Below are 15,224 nucleotides of genomic sequence, written 5' to 3'. Positions count from 1 at the left end.
CCCAGTGTGGCGCCTGCGCCTGGACAGCAACACAGGCTGCCTGGCCGTAGAAGTACGCGACCCCGACCTTTTGCTGGCGCGATTTTATACGATCAACACGCTAAGCGGCACGGTGCAGCAACTGGCGCTGCCGGAGGCGAAGGCCTGGTGGCAGGGGCTGGAGGATGCCGGGCAGGGGCTGGTGTATTTGCATGGCTACGGAAACCGGCAACTGGGCCAGCACAAGGGTATTTTTGCATTTTCTGGTACAGGCGCGGGTAAGGTATGGGAAGTGCCCAAATTGGCATTTTACGGTATGGCCCAACCTGGGCTGCTGGCCTATGATCCTGAACAGCCCGAAGCGCCTTTCCAGGTTTTGGAGCCTGCCACGGGCAGGGCCACAGGGGAACTGCTAAGCCAGCAGGAGGCTGCGGAGGCTGCGGCACGCTACAACCAAGTGCGGTTCCGGGATTGTCTGTACCCCATGCTCTACCACGAAGGAACGCTTTATTTTAACCAGGTAAAGGCTTTTTTGCAGGAACAGCTGCAAGTGCAGCCTGTGCAGGCGGTGGAGTATGCCGAAACCGAGACATGCCTTGTTATCAGTTATTACCTGCCACAGCCAGACGGCAAGCTGGATAACGTGCTTGCTGTTTTTAGCCTGAGCGGAAAATTGCACCAAAATGTTAAAATTGGTAGCCAGCTTAGTGCTATTGGTTCAGATACTTTTTTTATCTTTAAGCACAATTTATATTTCATCCTGAATAAAGATACCTTACAGGTTTTTCGACTTTTAGCCTAGCCAATTATGTTACGATCCTTACTACTATCTCTTGTGGCCGTGCCTGTACTTTCTTTTTCGGCTAATGCTTTAGATTTTTCCGCCATGCCCGATTCGGTTGGCGTAACGCGAAAGAGCGGAAAGCTGTTCGTGCAGCACAAGGTAGAACCGAAAGAGACGCTGTACGCTCTCTCCCGAAAGTATGGCGTGCCTGTCGCAAAAATTGTGGAAGCAAACCCAAGCGTGCAAACAACTATAAAAATTGGTGAAATTGTTCTGATACCGCGCGGCTACGTGTCTACAGCTGCCACTGCTGTCTCTAACGCTGCGCCGGCAGCCAGCAACCGCACCTATACTGTAAACAGCATCGGCAACAAAATGCACACTGTGGCGCCGCAGCAAACGCTTTACTCCGTGTCGCGGATGTACAATGTGTCGGTGGAGAACCTGAAATTCTGGAACAAGCTGCAGGGGAACACCATTGAGATAGGGCAGCAGCTGATTGTGGGCACCGGAGAGCCTGCCCCGACTCAGAAACCGGTATACGTGCCGGAACCAGACGATGAAATGGCCAAAGCATCCGGCGACAACGCCGTGGCTTCTGCAGCACCTGCCGAGCCAACGCCTATCACACCCACACCTGTTTCCACAACCATTAACGAGCGGGCAGAAGTGGTGCTGGAGGAAGAAAATACCGGCGACGTGGTGAAAAAGAGGATCGAGGCTGGCCTGGCCGAAATGATCGACCCAAAGACAAACGATACAAACAAATACCTGGCGCTGCACAGAACTGCCCCAGTAGGCACCATTATGCAGGTGAAGAACGCCATGAACGGCGAGGTAGTTTACGTGCGCGTGATCGGGAAGCTGCCGGAAACGGGTGAGAACGACAAAATTGTCGTTCGCCTATCTAAAAAGGCTTACCAGAAACTGGGTGCCGTGGATTCCCGCTTCCGTGTGGAGCTGTCTTACATGCCATAAGCTCTAACTGCAGCCTATAAGCTACAGTAGTATAAAAACAAAAAGCGGCGATCTGGAGAAATCCGGCTCGCCGCTTTTGCTTATAGTTGCCTATCGATGAACTGTAATTGGCTGTGACGGACGTATTAACCTATATTGCCATACTTACTTAAAACAGACAGGGGCGGCTCCTTTAAAGAAGCCGCCCCTGTTATTTATACTTGTGCGGGTGTTACTTCGAATCGTAAGCCCACTTCAGGTAAATAGCGCCCCAGGTAAAGCCGCCGCCGAAGGCTGCCAGAATCACGTTGTCGCCTTTCTTTAGTTGCTTTTCATACTCCCACAGGCACAGCGGAATGGTGCCGCTGGTGGTGTTGCCATACTTGTGGATGTTCAGCATCACCTTCTCGTTGCTGAGGCCCATGCGGTTGGCCGTAGCCTCTATGATACGCTTGTTTGCCTGGTGTGGCACCAGCCAGGCCACGTCGTCGCCGGTCAGGTGGTTGCGCTCCATAATCTCTGCCGATACATCAGCCATGCCCTTAACAGCGAATTTAAAGACCTGCTGGCCCTCTTGGTAAGCATAGTGCTCACGCGCCTGTACTGTCTCGATAGTGGCGGGTTTGCGGCTGCCACCGGCCTTCATGTGCAGGAACGGAGCCCCGGTGCCGTCAGACTTCAGGATAGCGTCCTGTATGCCTAGACCTTCTGTATTTGGCTCCAGCATTACGGCACCGCCGCCGTCGCCGAAGATGATGCAGGTAGCGCGGTCGGTATAATCGACGATGGAAGACATCTTGTCGGCACCCACCACGATCACTTTCTTATACTGGCCTGACTCCACAAACTTAGCTCCAGTGGCCAGCGCGAACAGGAAGCCCGAGCAGGCCGCCTGCAGGTCGTAGCCAAAGGCATTCACAGCGCCCACCTCAGCTGTAATCAAGTTAGCCGTTGCCGGGAAAACCATGTCTGGGGTGGTGGTGGCGCAGATCAGCAGGTCTACGTCCTCGGGTTTGGTGTTCGTCTTTTTGAGAAGATCACGCACTGCCGGCACAGCAATGTGGGAGGTTCCCTTGCCTTCACCTTTCAGAATACGCCTCTCTTTGATGCCTGTCCGCGAAGTGATCCACTCATCGTTGGTCTCCACCATGGTCTCAAGCTCTTTGTTGGTGAGCACGTATTCTGGTACATAGCCACTAACTCCTGTAATGGCGGCAGTAATCTTACTCATTTGTTAATTCTGTTAAGGTGATAAAGATTAAGGAAGGCAATTTAATAAAAAAAACTTGGCATAACCTGTCAGTTTCTTTAAAAAGAATCTTAAACAGGGGATGCCAAGTTTAAAGTACGTTTGCCGTAAACGGCCGCAGTGCTATTCGTTATAGTTCTTCTTGAAGCGTTCCCAAATTTTGGAGGAGACCATCTTCTGAGCCTGCAGCACCATGTTCTTAACCGCAGTAGGGCTAGACACGCCATGCCCTATCACTACGTTTCCGTTTACCCCCAGGATCGGGCTTCCGCCCTCTGCCTCGTAGTTAAACTTATCGAAGAAGGGATCGCTGATGCCTTTCTCGTGCAGCACGTCGTAGAGCGACTCTGCCATCTTCAGGATGATGTTGCCGGTATAGCCGTCACACACAATTACGTCGGCCTTGTCGTTGAAGAGGTCGCGCCCCTCAATGTTTCCGATGAAATTGATGTTGCCGTTGGCCTTCAGGCGTTGGTAGGCGGCCTGCACCACTACAGTGCCTTTGCCTTCTTCCTCGCCCAGGTTCATCAGGCCAACCTTTGGGTTGTCTATGCCCAGCACATACTTGGCATAGATAGAGCCCAGTTCGCCAAACTGTTCCAGTACCTCCGGTTTGCACTCGGCATTAGCGCCTACGTCCAGTATAACACCATATCCACCTTTCAACTTCGGAACGAAGTTGGCGATAGACGGACGCAGGATACCCTCGATTGCTTTTACGCTGAACATGGCTCCAACCAACATGGCTCCGGTGTTGCCGGCGCTGCAGAAGGCATCAGCTTGCTGCATTTTCAGTAGCCCAAAGCCAATGGCAATGCTGGAGTCAGTTTTATGGGTCAGGGCTTTGGTGGGGTGCTCACCCATCTCAATTACCTGCGTGGCGTTTACAACGGCAATTTTGTTGCCTGTGTAACCATATTCCTTGAGCAGACTGTTGACCACATCTTCTTTGCCGATGAGCAAAAGCGATGTAGCCTCGTCTATCTCCCGGGCAGCCATAATAGCACCTTTCACAATTGCGTCGGGTGCAAAATCACCGCCCATGGCGTCTAAAGCGATTCTCATCTAAAGGGGGTGTTAAAATTATACAGAACTAAAACTAAAGCAGGCTAGTGCTTACTGGGCGTTCGTTGTATAATTTTTGATAGCCAGTTTGCCTTTGTGGTACAGGTCGCCGTCTACCACGTAAGCGTGGTGGTACAGGTGCGGCGTGTCCGTGTTAGGGCAAATTGCAATGGCTTTCTCAGAGAGGCCCTGATGAGTTCTTCTCTTATCTCTTCTGGTCTTCGAAATCTTACGTTTAGGATGTGCCATTTTTAGTTAATGATTTACTTGCGTTTTTATTTTATACTTCTGAAATTCTGTTAGTTCAGGCTTCGGAGGGCGTCCCAGCGCGGGTCCGTGTCATCCTCGTCGTCCTCATCCTCGTCCGTGTCGGAGTCATCGCGGGAGCTGTAGATCAGGATGTCCCGCTCATCGTCCTCGTCCTCTTCTTCCTCCACAAAACGTGGGTGCAGCTTCTTCATCGGCAGCGACAGCCCGATATAATCGTACAGGTGCTGCGCAATGTTGATCGACTGCGTGTTCGGCGTTATCTGCCACAGGTCATCGTCCAGCTCGGCGTTCTCATCTCCATACTTGATGCGGAACGTCTCCTGCAGGTCCACCGGGTAGTCAAACTCCTCCAGGCTTCTGTCGCAGGTAAGGCGAACGTGTCCTTTAATGTCGAAGTGGAAGGTAAGCAGCGACTCTGTCTTATCCAGCTCCACGTCGGCTTTCAGCTTGCCGCCAAGTATAATATCCTTTCCGAACTCCTCAAAAAAGGCGTCGTTCAGCTCAAATTCATACTTATGCGTTCTGTTGCTGAGCTTGGCAATGCCGATTTCGTAATCTCTAAGCTTCTTCACACCAATCGACTCTTTATTGCAAGGTTGCAAAATTAGAATATAATTCTGATAAATAAAATACCCCGCCTTAATTAAACAGCATGCTTTGTCTCCAGCTGTCGCTTGCGTACAATGTCACAGGCCAGAAACAGCGCCTCTCTAAAAGAGGTTTCATTGGCAACATGTTGGGCTGCAATGTCATAGGCTGTGCCATGGTCGGGCGATGTGCGCACGATGGACAGGCCGGCGGTATAGTTCACGCCGCTCTCAAAAGCCAGCGTTTTAAACGGAATAAGGCCCTGGTCGTGGTACATAGCCAAAACGGCGTCTACATGGCGGTACTGCTGCATGCCAAAAAAGCCATCGGCAGGGTAGGGGCCGAACACCAGGTGGCCGCGCTCTTTCATCTGCATAATGGTGGGGCGGATGATCTCAGCTTCCTCAGTGCCCAGTAGGCCCTGTTCGCCGGCATGCGGGTTAAGCCCCAGCACGGCAATGCGCGGCTTCAGTATGCCAAAGTCGTTGCGCAGGGACTGCTGCAGGATAGTGAGCTTGCGGATAAGCAGCTGTTCGGTAAGCTTGCCCGGAACATCCTTCAGGGGCAGGTGACCGGTTACGGTCGCCACGCGCAGGTCGCCGCTCACCAGCAGCATCAGGCTCTCCGGGGCGTCAAAGTAGGAGGTCAGGAACTCGGTGTGGCCCGGGAATTTAAACTCCTCGCCCTGTATGTTGTCTTTATTGATTGGGGCGGTAACCAGCCCGTCCAAAAAGCCGGCCTTTAAATCGCGGGAAGCAGCCAGCAGCGAGTCCAGCGAAGCCTTGCCTGATTCCGGAGTGGGAATGCCGGGCTGATATTCCGGGTCCTGTTCCCAGCAGGAGACCAGGTTTACCTTTCGCGGAGCCAGCGCCTGCGCCGAATCTGCCTGCTGGTAATTAAAATGTTCCGCGTGCAGCGCCTTGCGCACTTTATTAAGTATTCCCGCCGAGCCGTAGATGACCGGTGTGCAGTAGTTGAGGATGCGGTTATCAGACAGCGTTTTCACGATTACCTCCGGGCCAATGCCGTTGGTGTCGCCGATGCTGATGCCGAGTTTTATTTTATACTTGTTGTCCATTTTGGGTTATCGTGCCAAAGCGCTAAGGAAGTTGTAAACAAGGCGCACACCGGTGCCGGTGGCGTTTTTGCCGCGGTAGGCGTCTTCGCCCTGCAAAAAGGCGGTGCCGGCAATATCGAAGTGCACCCACGGGTAGCTGGTGAACGCCTCCAGGAACTTGCCAGCCGTAATGGCTCCGGCGTCAGCGCCGCCTATGTTCTTCATGTCGGCCACGTCAGAGTCCAGCTGCTTTTTATACTCATCCCACAGCGGGAACTCCACCATGCGCTCGTGCACCGCTTCACCGGCTTTTTTCAGGTTGTTCATGATCGCATCGCCGGCCGTGCCCATGGCCACCGAGGCCTCTTTGCCGATGGCGCGCATGGCGGCGCCGGTAAGGGTGGCAAAGTCGAGCACCAGCTCGGGGTTATACTTTTTGGCAAAGCTGAGCGCGTCGGCCAGTATGAGCCGGCCTTCGGCGTCAGTGTTCATCACCTCCACCGTCGTGCCGTTAAACATCGTGATCACGTCGCCGGGGGCCACGGCCTGTCCGCCGGGGCGGTTGTCGGTTGCGGGCACCAAACCGATCACGTGCAGGGGCAGCTTGTTTTTGGCCACCGCATACAGTATACCTGCCACGGCAGCAGCGCCTGCCATATCCGATTTCATCAGATCCATCGAGTTGGGCGTTGGCTTCAGGCTCAGTCCGCCGGTGTCGTATACCACGCCCTTGCCTACCAGCACATAGGGTTTGCTGTTCTTGGCGTTCTCCGGCTTCCACTCCATAATAGTAAAGGTGGCCGGCTCCTCGCTGCCCTGGTTCACGGCCAGCAGGCCGCCCATCTTCAGCGACTGAATCTGCAGTTCGTCCAGCACCTCGGTTTTAAAACCAGCCTCCTGGCCCAGTTCCTCCAGGTGCATGCTAAACTGCGTGGCCGACTGATGGCTATGCGGCTCATTTACCAGGTCTCGCGTTTGGGTTACGGCCTCCAGCACATTGGCCAGCTCCTGCACCTGCTGCTCCGTTACCTGGGCATCGGCCACAGTTATACTTTGCAGCGGGCTTGCTTTGGCATCCTTGGTTTTATGCTTGAGGAACGTATAGTTGCTCAGGAAAATGCCCTCGGCTAAGTATAAGCTGGCGCCGCTTTCTGTCTTATCAAGTATGGAGATGTGCTCCACTTTGTCCGTCTTCAGCTGCTTTAGCAAGGTAAAGCCGGCCTGGCGGATAGCTTCGTTGCGCAGCGCTTCTGTTTTGGCTTCGGGTGCCACCACCACGTATACGCGGTGCGTGTAGCGGTTCAGGGAGATGAGTTTAGCCTCCTGCTCTGCCTGTTGCTGCGCATACTCTTGCTCCTCGGGCTGCAGCTCAGTTAGCTGCGCCACCTTGCCGGCCTCTGCAATCAGGGCCAGATTGGTGTTTTTCGTTAAGCTTGTGTCGTATTTAAGTTGTGTTGGCATCTCTGGTTCGTATCTTTGGGCTGCAATATAGCAAGTATAAAACGGAATGCGAAAAACAGGCGCTGCCGCAACAGTGCCCTAAAATCGCGTACTAGTAAAGTATAACGGTTTTGGGCAGAAAAGTATACTTTGCGCCCGCAAAACCATAAGCAACACAACGTGAGCAACGTAAGACCCAAGAAGCATCTGGGCCAGCACTTCCTGGTAGACCAGAACATTGCGATGAAGATAGTGGAGCAACTCACGCTGCCGGGCGGCGTGCAGGACGTGCTGGAAATCGGCCCGGGCATGGGCGTGCTTACGCAGTACCTGTTGCAGCACAAGGAGTACCGCACCACGGTCGTGGACATAGACCGCGAGTCTATAGCCTACCTGCAGGCGCACTTTCCGCAGCTCGGCGACCGCATCATTTCCGCCGATTTCCTGAAAACAGACCTGAGCACGCTGTTTCCTGGCAAATTTGCTGTCATCGGCAATTTTCCTTATAATATATCGAGCCAGATATTTTTTAAAGTGCTGGAGCACCGCGATGTGGTGCCGGAGGTGGTTTGCATGATACAGAAGGAAGTGGCCGAGCGGCTGGCCTCGCCACCGGGCTCTAAGGCTTATGGCATCCTTAGCGTGCTGCTGCAGGCATTTTATACGATAGATTACAAGTTCACGGTAGGCGAAAAGGTGTTTAACCCGCCGCCCAAAGTAAAGTCGGCGGTGATAAGCCTGGTGCGCAACAACGTGGAGCGGCTGGCTTGCGACGAGAAGCTTTTCCAGAAGGTAGTGAAATTAAGTTTCGGAACCCGCCGCAAGACGCTGCGTAACTCCCTGCGGAGTTATAACTTGCCGCCCGAAGTGCAGGCACTGCCTGTTTTTGATAAGCGCGCCGAGCAGCTGTCGGTGCAGGATTTTGTAGAGTTGACCCAACTGATAGAGCAGAACTTAAAGGAATAGTATGCAGGTAGAGATCACACGTGAGTATATTGAGCAGGTAGAGGAAGCCGTTGAACGCCGGGACCGGGAGTTTATCCTGAGTACCATGGAGGAGATGCACCCCGCTGATATTATCACAGTGCTTTACGAGCTGGATGCGAACGAATCGCGCTACGTGCTGGATCAGCTGCCCGCCGAGGTGGGCGCCGAGATCCTGAGCGACCTGGACGAAGACATTCGCAACGAGTTTCTGGATAAGTTCACCAGTGAGGAGATTGCCCGCTACCTGAGCCTGATGCACTCCGACGACGCGGTGGACATACTCAACGATCAGTCGGTGCAGACGCGGGAGGAGGTAATTGCCCACATCGATAATGAAGAACAGGCCGCCGCCATTCTGGACCTGCTGCATTATGAAGAGGACTGCGCCGGCGGTTTAATGGCAAAGGAGCTGATAAAGGTGAACCTGAACTGGCGCGTGAGGCAGTGTATAGAAGAGGTGAGGCGGCAAGCAGAGCGGGTGGCGCGCATTTATACTGTGTATGTAGTAGATGACCGCGACAAGCTGCTAGGCCGCGTGAGCGTGAAGCGCCTGCTGCTCTCCAAAGACGACACGCAGGTAAAGGATATTTACAGCGAGGACGTCATCTCTATAGAGTCTTACAAGGACGAGGGCGAGGTGGTGAGCGTGATGCAGCGTTACGACCTGGAAGCAATCCCGGTGGTAAACATTCAGGGGCGGTTGCTGGGCCGCATCACCATCGACGACGTGGTGGACGTGATGCAGGAGCAGGCTGAACTGAGCCGCCAGCTCATGACCGGTATTTCTGAGAATGTGGAAGAAGACGACAGCGTGCTGCGCATCTCCCGCGCCCGTCTGCCCTGGCTGATCATCGGCATGGTGGGAGGGCTGCTGGCGGCGCAGTTCATGGGCTTTTACGAAAACGACATTGCTTTGCTGCCGGCTATCGCGCTGTTCGTGCCGCTCATTACGGCAACGGGCGGCAACGTGGGCATACAGTCTTCCTCTATCATCATCCAGACGCTATCCTCCAACGAGGTGATGTTCGACAATATTCTGCAACGACTGGTAAAAGTGCTGCTGGTGGCGCTGCTCAATGCCCTGATCATTTCGGTGCTGGTGTTCTCCTTTACCTATCTCTTTAAAAGGGAGCTCACGTTGTCGATGGTGGTGTCGGCGGCGCTGTTCTCGGTGGTTATGCTGGCCTCTCTGATGGGCACTATCACCCCGATGATCCTGGATAAGTTCGGCATCAACCCTGCCGTGGCAGCCGGACCGTTTATTACCACCGCCAACGACCTCCTGGGCCTTACCATTTACTTTGGTATTGCGCACATGCTGTATAGCTTGTAGTTGGCAGTAGGTGGAGTTATGAATTTGAAAAACGTTCTGCTGTGCCTGGTTTTGATTTCATGTAAACCTTCTGTAGGGATGAAGCAGAATAATAATTTTGGTATCACCAAGCTCGATTTCTATACTCCATATAGACAGTTTTACATTATTGATAGGAATCCATCAGGCTCAACAGATAGCGAAAACTTTTGGACTGATGCAGCCTCTAACAGAAGGCTGGCTGTTGAAGATGGAGTATTGGGTGTAGGCACCGAGTGCTATGGACCTGTAGAAGGAGAAATAGAATTTCTTAACATCTCACCAAATGTTAACGACTTTGCTAAGTATGATCATGTAGTTGAAGGAGACCTTGAAGTAAGGTCAGGCGTACTTCAGATTATAGACTGTCCTACGGGTGCCGTTAAATTTGAGAAAATAGTTAAACCAGGTAATTACAGAGTTCGAGTATATTCGATAAACTTAGACAGTGTAGATAGCGAAGATGAAGGTGACGATTACTACAGGATAGAAGTCTGGCAGGGAAAGCCTGAAGGAGTAAAACTCTACAAAGAGTATAATGATCAAATGCCATAACCCAATGCAGCCTTAAGCTTCAACTGACGCCTTGCCAAAGCCTGCACCATTCCGGTAGAAAACATGGAAGCTTTATTTCAGACGCGGGAGTTTATAAAACGCGGCGAGAAGCCTGATCTGACACCGTATTTCATCATACTTCTACTTTGCGGTTTGATTTTGCAGCAGCTGTGGCCCGAGGATTGGTACGCGCTTATACTTATGCTCCCGGCTGCCGCACTAAGTATATTCCAGCGGTACTACCTCGATAGCGGAAAGCAGAAGCGCTACGGATCGCTTGGCCGGTTTCTGAACCTCGAGAAGGAAGGTATAAGGGCCAGAGGCAAGCTGTATAGCTTCGGTGAGATAGAAGGGCTTGTAGTGAATGTGAAAGACTACGACGGCATGAAAAAAGTATCTACCTATGCTGTGTCAGAAGAAAGGGGAGTGGACAACTTTATAGCTTTTACCTATCAGAACGAAACTTATAAGTTTTCTTTTTATCTGAAATCTGCCGAGCATCAAAAACAGTTAAGGGCAGTGCTGGATGCTTTAGTTGTCTCGGGCATCAGCATGGAAACATACTTTAAAAACAAGCGGTCAACTATTTTCTAACAAGCTCACAACCATGCCAACTCCTGTTACAAAAGTTCTGATCATCGACGAGATCCACCCGAGCATTTTCCCGATGCTGGAGCGTATAGGCGTAGAGGCAGATTATCGGCCAGGTATAAAACCAGAAGAGGTGCGGGAGGCGCTGCAGGAGTTTGACGGGCTGATCGTGCGCAGCAAGATGCGCATTACGGCCGAAACGCTGGAGCTGGCCCACAAGCTAAAATTCGTGGCCAGGGCAGGGGCCGGCGTGGATAATATTGACCAGGAGGCGCTGCGGGAGCAGGGTGTCGTGCTTATTGCTGCGAACGAGGGCAATGCGCAGGCAGTAGGCGAGTTTACTGTTGGCCTGATGCTATCGCTGCTGCGCAACATCTCGCGCTGCCACAGCCAGGTGCAACAGAAAGTATGGCTGCGCGAAGAGAACCGGGGCGAGGAAATCAGCGGCAAAACGGTGGGGATCATCGGCTTCGGAAACATGGGCCAAAGCCTGGCGCGCACGCTTACAGGTTTTGGCTGCCGCTTGCTGGCCTACGACCGCTTTGCCCCAGAAAAGATTCACCTGCCTGTGGAGCGGGTGCCGCTGGAGCAGTTACAGGCCGAGGCCGACATCGTGAGCCTGCACATTCCGTTTATACCTGAAAACCTTTCATTTGCTGACGATACTTTTTTCAGTAGCTTCCGCAAGCCTTTCTGGTTCCTGAACACCTCGCGCGGCGAAGTGGTGGACCAGCAGGCGCTGGTGCGTCACATCAAAGCGGGAAGTATAAAGGGCGCTGCCCTGGATGTGCTGGAGAACGAGAAGCTGAGTATCCTCACAGCGCAACAGCAGCAGGAGTTCGAGTATCTGGCTTCAGCTCCCAACGTTATCCTGACCCCGCACATTGCCGGCTGGACACACGAATCATACGTGAAAATTAACGAGGTGCTGGTGCAGAAAATCGAACGTTTGCTGACTGCTAGCTAGCACTTCGGTGGCTTTGGCTTTATCCCTTTTACCGCCAAATTCGTAGTAAAATAGGCCTGAAAATAAATTGGGCAAATTGTCATTTATATTTTTATCTTTGCCATAGACACGCATCCGGGGAGGAGCCCCTGCATGCATAGAAAAGCAACATTCAGGCTTATGCTAAACGTAGTGGCAGCTTAAAGTATAAAGCAGCCCTACTTCAATAGAATAAAATAAATTAACATATTTGGCAAAAAGAACGGTTATGCAGGCCATAACCGTTCTTTTTGTTTTTGTGTTTTAAAACGTGAAAACCTAACTATGAGCAAGATTAATTATTACACCGCTGAAGGGCTGCAAAAGCTGAAGGATGAGCTGGCGGAGCTCAAGACGAAGGGCCGTGCTGAGGTGGCGCGGCAGTTGGCTGAGGCTCGCGATAAAGGTGACCTGAGCGAGAACGCCGAGTATGACGCCGCAAAGGACGCACAGGGACACCTGGAGCTAAAAATAGCCAAGCTAGAGGAAGTTGTAGGGAACGCCCGCCTCATCGACGAGTCTAACCTGGACACAAGCAAGGCGCTGATCCTGTCTAAAGTGAAGATCAAGAACCTGAAGAACAACATGGTCGTTGACTATACTCTGGTGGCTGAGGAAGAGGCAGACCTGGCTTCAGGCAAGATCTCCGTGAAGTCGCCGATAGGCAAAGGCCTGCTGGGCAAATCTGTAGGTGATAAGGCCGAGATCACGGTGCCTGCCGGTAAAATAGAGTTCGAGATTTTAGAAATTAGCCGATAAAGTATGGAAGCTTCGATATTCACCAAGATCGTAAACGGAGATATACCTGCCTACAAAGTGGCGGAAGATGATCGTTTTCTAGCCTTTCTGGACGTGTTCCCGACAGCCAAGGGCCATACGCTGGTAATACCGAAGCAACAGATCGACTATATCTTTGACCTGGACGATGAACTGTACCTGGGCCTGATGGCATTCGCCAAAAAAGTGGCCGCAGCCGTAGAGAAAGCTGTTTCATGCAAACGCGTCGGGGTTGCCGTGGTTGGTCTGGAGGTGCCGCACGCCCATGTGCACCTTATACCGCTCAACAGCATGCAGGATATGAACTTTGCAAACAAAAAGCAGTTTAGCAAAGAAGTGTTCGAAGAAGTAGCCGAAAAAATAAGAAGCGCCTATAACGCTTCATAGCAACATCTGGAGAAAGAAATTTATAAGAGCCGGTACTATAGCAGTATCGGCTCTTTTGTTTTTGCTGGTTCTGGCGGTGATATAGCTGTACCGGGTCTGACCACCCCTACCGCTTTTCCGAAACAGGTTCGGGATCTGTGATTTAGCTTGGGAGGGGATTTCTGAAGACGATTAACCCACCCCTACCCCCGGCAGGAGGGAACACAGCGCGATGCCCTTATCGAGGGCCCCTACCCCCAGGACGAGCCCTCGCGGGCTTGGAGCGCACCAAAGTATGAAATGCAACTTTAGGCATGTAAGACTCAGGATGAACGGCAGCTAGAAAGAATAGCTTGTTTCAAATTACTGAAAGCCGTGGCTAAGGTATAGAGGCACCCCGAAAGCCTTCGGGGCGTCAGAGAAGTATACAAGTATAGCCAAAGTATAAGTATGGCTCCGCGAGCCAGTCTAGTTACCAACTCGATACCATGGTAGGGCACAAGCGGATGCTTGCGCCAGGTGAGAGGCAAATGCACAGGCACCCGCTTGCACAAGAAAGAACTTATAAAAAGAGTTAACTCCTACTTCCCCGCCAACCTGTCCGGGTTATCCGCCAGAAAGCTCTTCCACGACTTACCGCCCTGCTTGGCGTTGTTTCCTTTTTGGTAGTGGTGGCAGAGCGCCACGCCCAGCGCGTCGGTGGCATCCAGCAGCTTGGGTACTTCCTGGATCTTCAGGATCTGCATCAGCATGGCCGCTACCTGCTCTTTGGAGGCGTTTCCGTTGCCGGTAATGGACTGCTTTATCTTCTTAGGGGCATACTCTACGTATGGTATGTCGCGGGAGAGGGCGGCGGCGATGGCCACACCCTGCGCACGACCCAGTTTGAGCATACTTTGCACGTTGGTGCCGTAGAAAGGAGACTCGATGGCCAGCTCGTCGGGAAGGTACTCATCAATGAGCTGTATCATCCTGTCAAAGATTTTCTTTAACTTGATGGCGTGGTTGCTGTAGCTCTTTAGGTGGATAACACCAAACTGCAATACCTGCACCTTCGAGCCAGTAACTTCAATCAGGCCATAGCCCATCACTTGCGTGCCGGGGTCGATGCCAAGAATGAGTTTGTTGGGTGGGAGTGCAGTAGAGTAAGCCATAGGGTGCAAAATTAAGACAATATCTTGAACATCAAGCGGCATAAAAAAATCCTTTTGGCGCTGGCAAAACTGCTGGTCGTGGGCCTGACACTGTTCCTGTTTTACCAGGCCGTCTTCACGGCACCCGATACCTTCCTGAGCTGGGGCGGAATTCTGAGGCAGGCGGGGCAAAGTCCGCTCCGGTACCTGCTTCTGCTTACAGCCATACTCATACCCGTAAACTGGGGCTTCGAAGCCAAAAAGTGGCAACTGCTGGGACAGAAGCTGGAGCCGATGTCGTTCTGGCAGGCTTACCGCGCCGTGATGGTCGGGCTTTCGCTCGGCTTTATCACCCCCAACCGCCTCGGCGATTATGCCGGACGGGTGCTGGAGCTCAAGAGCCGGCAGCGGCTGGAGGCGATCGGGGCGATCTTCATCGGCCGGTTCTGCCAACTGGTGGCCACGGTGCTGGTAGGTTCGGCGGGTTTGCTATACTTTATACTTGCTTTCGGCTGGCAGCGCTACCCGGGCGTGTCGCTGAGCCTGTTTATACTGCTGCTGGCGCTATGCACGGCCATGCTGCTGTTGCTCTACAACGCAAAAGCCATGGTGGTGGCGGTGGCTGCCATAAAGCCGCTGCGCCACTTCGTGCCTTACCTGTCCATCATGGGAACTTATACTTCCCCTGAGATGTCGCGGCTGCTGTGGCTCTCACTGGCCCGTTATGCCGTGTTCCTGATGCAATTCATATTTCTGCTCATACTTTACGGGGTGCGCCTCAGTCCGCTGCAATACGTAAGCGGCGTGTCTGGCACTTTCTTCCTTAAGTCGGTGGTGCCGTCGGTAAGCCTGCTGTCGGACCTGGGGGTGCGGGAACTGTCGGCCATGTACCTGTTCGGGTTGCTGGGGCAGGCGAGGCTGCAGGTGCTCAGTGCCAGCCTCAGCCTTTGGCTGCTCAACATCGCAGCACCCAGCGTAGTGGGTTTATACTTTGTGCTGCGCCTGCGGTTGGCTAGGAAAGGAGTGGTGGCATGAGGTGGATGCTCTTCCTTTCGCTTCTCTGGTATAGTTGGATTATTTTAAGGAGGTG

The 15,224-nt window shown here is 52.8% G+C and carries 17 protein-coding genes; 10 read left to right on the top strand and 7 right to left on the bottom strand.

Annotated elements, in window-relative coordinates; genetic code table 11:
- Positions 1-4 precede the first annotated feature (4 nt).
- Both FJM65_RS18740 and FJM65_RS18735 read left to right on the top strand, forming a co-directional pair.
- Entirely contained in the window at positions 5-781 is a 777-nt protein-coding gene (locus FJM65_RS18740; protein ID WP_140623592.1) for a DUF4905 domain-containing protein, read from the top strand.
- Between the two features lie 6 nt (positions 782-787).
- On the top strand, positions 788-1,741 hold the full coding sequence (locus tag FJM65_RS18735; RefSeq protein ID WP_239023022.1) for a DPBB and LysM peptidoglycan-binding domain-containing protein: 954 nt from the start codon (positions 788-790) through the stop codon (positions 1,739-1,741).
- 211 nt (positions 1,742-1,952) lie between these two features.
- On the opposite strand, the gene FJM65_RS18730 is transcribed toward FJM65_RS18735, so the two are convergent.
- The 6 genes from FJM65_RS18730 to FJM65_RS18705 all read right to left on the bottom strand — a co-directional run bounded on the left by FJM65_RS18730 (position 1,953) and on the right by FJM65_RS18705 (position 7,410).
- On the bottom strand, positions 1,953-2,951 hold the full coding sequence (locus FJM65_RS18730) for a beta-ketoacyl-ACP synthase III (RefSeq protein WP_140623590.1): 999 nt from the start codon (positions 2,949-2,951) through the stop codon (positions 1,953-1,955).
- Between the two features lie 141 nt (positions 2,952-3,092).
- Positions 3,093-4,034 carry a phosphate acyltransferase PlsX gene (gene plsX / locus FJM65_RS18725; RefSeq protein ID WP_140623588.1) on the bottom strand — a complete coding sequence of 314 codons (942 nt, stop codon included), beginning with the start codon at positions 4,032-4,034 and terminating at the stop codon, positions 3,093-3,095.
- A 51-nt stretch (positions 4,035-4,085) separates the two neighbouring features.
- On the bottom strand, positions 4,086-4,283 hold the full coding sequence (gene rpmF, locus FJM65_RS18720) for a 50S ribosomal protein L32 (protein ID WP_140623587.1): 198 nt from the start codon (positions 4,281-4,283) through the stop codon (positions 4,086-4,088).
- A gap of 50 nt (positions 4,284-4,333) precedes the next feature.
- The gene (locus FJM65_RS18715; protein WP_140623585.1) at positions 4,334-4,876 is read right to left on the bottom strand and encodes a YceD family protein; all 543 of its coding nucleotides are present in this window, start codon (positions 4,874-4,876) and stop codon (positions 4,334-4,336) included.
- Between the two features lie 71 nt (positions 4,877-4,947).
- Entirely contained in the window at positions 4,948-5,970 is a 1,023-nt protein-coding gene (pdxA, locus tag FJM65_RS18710) for a 4-hydroxythreonine-4-phosphate dehydrogenase PdxA (RefSeq protein ID WP_140623583.1), read from the bottom strand.
- Positions 5,971-5,976: 6 nt separating this feature from the next.
- Positions 5,977-7,410: a leucyl aminopeptidase family protein gene (locus FJM65_RS18705; protein ID WP_140623581.1), complete on the bottom strand. Its 1,434-nt coding sequence runs from the start codon at positions 7,408-7,410 to the stop codon at positions 5,977-5,979.
- Between the two features lie 159 nt (positions 7,411-7,569).
- Between FJM65_RS18705 and rsmA the strand changes: the two genes are divergently transcribed.
- The 7 genes from rsmA (at position 7,570) to FJM65_RS18670 (ending at position 13,022) form a co-directional block, all read left to right on the top strand.
- Positions 7,570-8,355 (top strand): 16S rRNA (adenine(1518)-N(6)/adenine(1519)-N(6))-dimethyltransferase RsmA, encoded by a 786-nt coding sequence (rsmA, locus tag FJM65_RS18700; protein WP_140623579.1) that lies wholly within the window; start codon positions 7,570-7,572, stop codon positions 8,353-8,355.
- A 1-nt stretch (position 8,356) separates the two neighbouring features.
- On the top strand, positions 8,357-9,709 hold the full coding sequence (gene mgtE, locus FJM65_RS18695; RefSeq protein WP_140623577.1) for a magnesium transporter: 1,353 nt from the start codon (positions 8,357-8,359) through the stop codon (positions 9,707-9,709).
- A 78-nt stretch (positions 9,710-9,787) separates the two neighbouring features.
- On the top strand, positions 9,788-10,282 hold the full coding sequence (locus FJM65_RS18690) for a hypothetical protein (RefSeq protein WP_140623575.1): 495 nt from the start codon (positions 9,788-9,790) through the stop codon (positions 10,280-10,282).
- A gap of 63 nt (positions 10,283-10,345) precedes the next feature.
- Complete coding sequence (locus FJM65_RS18685; protein WP_140623573.1) at positions 10,346-10,876, top strand: hypothetical protein; 531 nt, start codon at positions 10,346-10,348, stop codon at positions 10,874-10,876.
- A gap of 13 nt (positions 10,877-10,889) precedes the next feature.
- Complete coding sequence (locus FJM65_RS18680) at positions 10,890-11,840, top strand: NAD(P)-dependent oxidoreductase (RefSeq protein ID WP_140623571.1); 951 nt, start codon at positions 10,890-10,892, stop codon at positions 11,838-11,840.
- Between the two features lie 303 nt (positions 11,841-12,143).
- Positions 12,144-12,617: a transcription elongation factor GreA gene (gene greA, locus FJM65_RS18675; RefSeq protein ID WP_140623569.1), complete on the top strand. Its 474-nt coding sequence runs from the start codon at positions 12,144-12,146 to the stop codon at positions 12,615-12,617.
- A 3-nt stretch (positions 12,618-12,620) separates the two neighbouring features.
- Positions 12,621-13,022, top strand: coding sequence for an HIT family protein (locus tag FJM65_RS18670; protein ID WP_140623567.1), 402 nt, complete (start codon positions 12,621-12,623; stop codon positions 13,020-13,022).
- Positions 13,023-13,582: 560 nt separating this feature from the next.
- On the opposite strand, the gene ruvC is transcribed toward FJM65_RS18670, so the two are convergent.
- Complete coding sequence (gene ruvC, locus FJM65_RS18665; RefSeq protein ID WP_140623565.1) at positions 13,583-14,155, bottom strand: crossover junction endodeoxyribonuclease RuvC; 573 nt, start codon at positions 14,153-14,155, stop codon at positions 13,583-13,585.
- Between the two features lie 54 nt (positions 14,156-14,209).
- Here ruvC and FJM65_RS18660 point away from each other — a divergent pair, with 54 nt between their 5' ends.
- Positions 14,210-15,169 (top strand): lysylphosphatidylglycerol synthase domain-containing protein, encoded by a 960-nt coding sequence (locus FJM65_RS18660; protein WP_239023021.1) that lies wholly within the window; start codon positions 14,210-14,212, stop codon positions 15,167-15,169.
- Positions 15,170-15,224 lie beyond the last annotated feature (55 nt).

This window comes from Pontibacter mangrovi (genome assembly GCF_006385705.1).
Taxonomy (GTDB): Bacteria; Bacteroidota; Bacteroidia; order Cytophagales; family Hymenobacteraceae; genus Pontibacter; species Pontibacter mangrovi.
Note: the sequence above shows the minus strand (reverse complement) of the source record. Positions and strands in the feature narration are given on the sequence as shown.

Bases quoted from the DNA above. Each gene is read 5' to 3' on its own strand.
- FJM65_RS18670 (WP_140623567.1), top strand. From the start codon at position 12,621: ATGGAAGCTTCGATATTCACCAAGATCGTAAACGGAGATATACCTGCC.
- pdxA (WP_140623583.1), bottom strand. From the start codon at position 5,970: ATGGACAACAAGTATAAAATAAAACTCGGCATCAGCATCGGCGACACC.
- mgtE (WP_140623577.1), top strand. From the start codon at position 8,357: ATGCAGGTAGAGATCACACGTGAGTATATTGAGCAGGTAGAGGAAGCC.
- FJM65_RS18680 (WP_140623571.1), top strand. From the start codon at position 10,890: ATGCCAACTCCTGTTACAAAAGTTCTGATCATCGACGAGATCCACCCG.
- greA (WP_140623569.1), top strand. From the start codon at position 12,144: ATGAGCAAGATTAATTATTACACCGCTGAAGGGCTGCAAAAGCTGAAG.
- rpmF (WP_140623587.1), bottom strand. From the start codon at position 4,283: ATGGCACATCCTAAACGTAAGATTTCGAAGACCAGAAGAGATAAGAGA.
- plsX (WP_140623588.1), bottom strand. From the start codon at position 4,034: ATGAGAATCGCTTTAGACGCCATGGGCGGTGATTTTGCACCCGACGCA.
- FJM65_RS18705 (WP_140623581.1), bottom strand. From the start codon at position 7,410: ATGCCAACACAACTTAAATACGACACAAGCTTAACGAAAAACACCAAT.
- FJM65_RS18690 (WP_140623575.1), top strand. From the start codon at position 9,788: ATGAAGCAGAATAATAATTTTGGTATCACCAAGCTCGATTTCTATACT.
- FJM65_RS18685 (WP_140623573.1), top strand. From the start codon at position 10,346: ATGGAAGCTTTATTTCAGACGCGGGAGTTTATAAAACGCGGCGAGAAG.
- FJM65_RS18735 (WP_239023022.1), top strand. From the start codon at position 788: ATGTTACGATCCTTACTACTATCTCTTGTGGCCGTGCCTGTACTTTCT.
- ruvC (WP_140623565.1), bottom strand. From the start codon at position 14,155: ATGGCTTACTCTACTGCACTCCCACCCAACAAACTCATTCTTGGCATC.
- FJM65_RS18730 (WP_140623590.1), bottom strand. From the start codon at position 2,951: ATGAGTAAGATTACTGCCGCCATTACAGGAGTTAGTGGCTATGTACCA.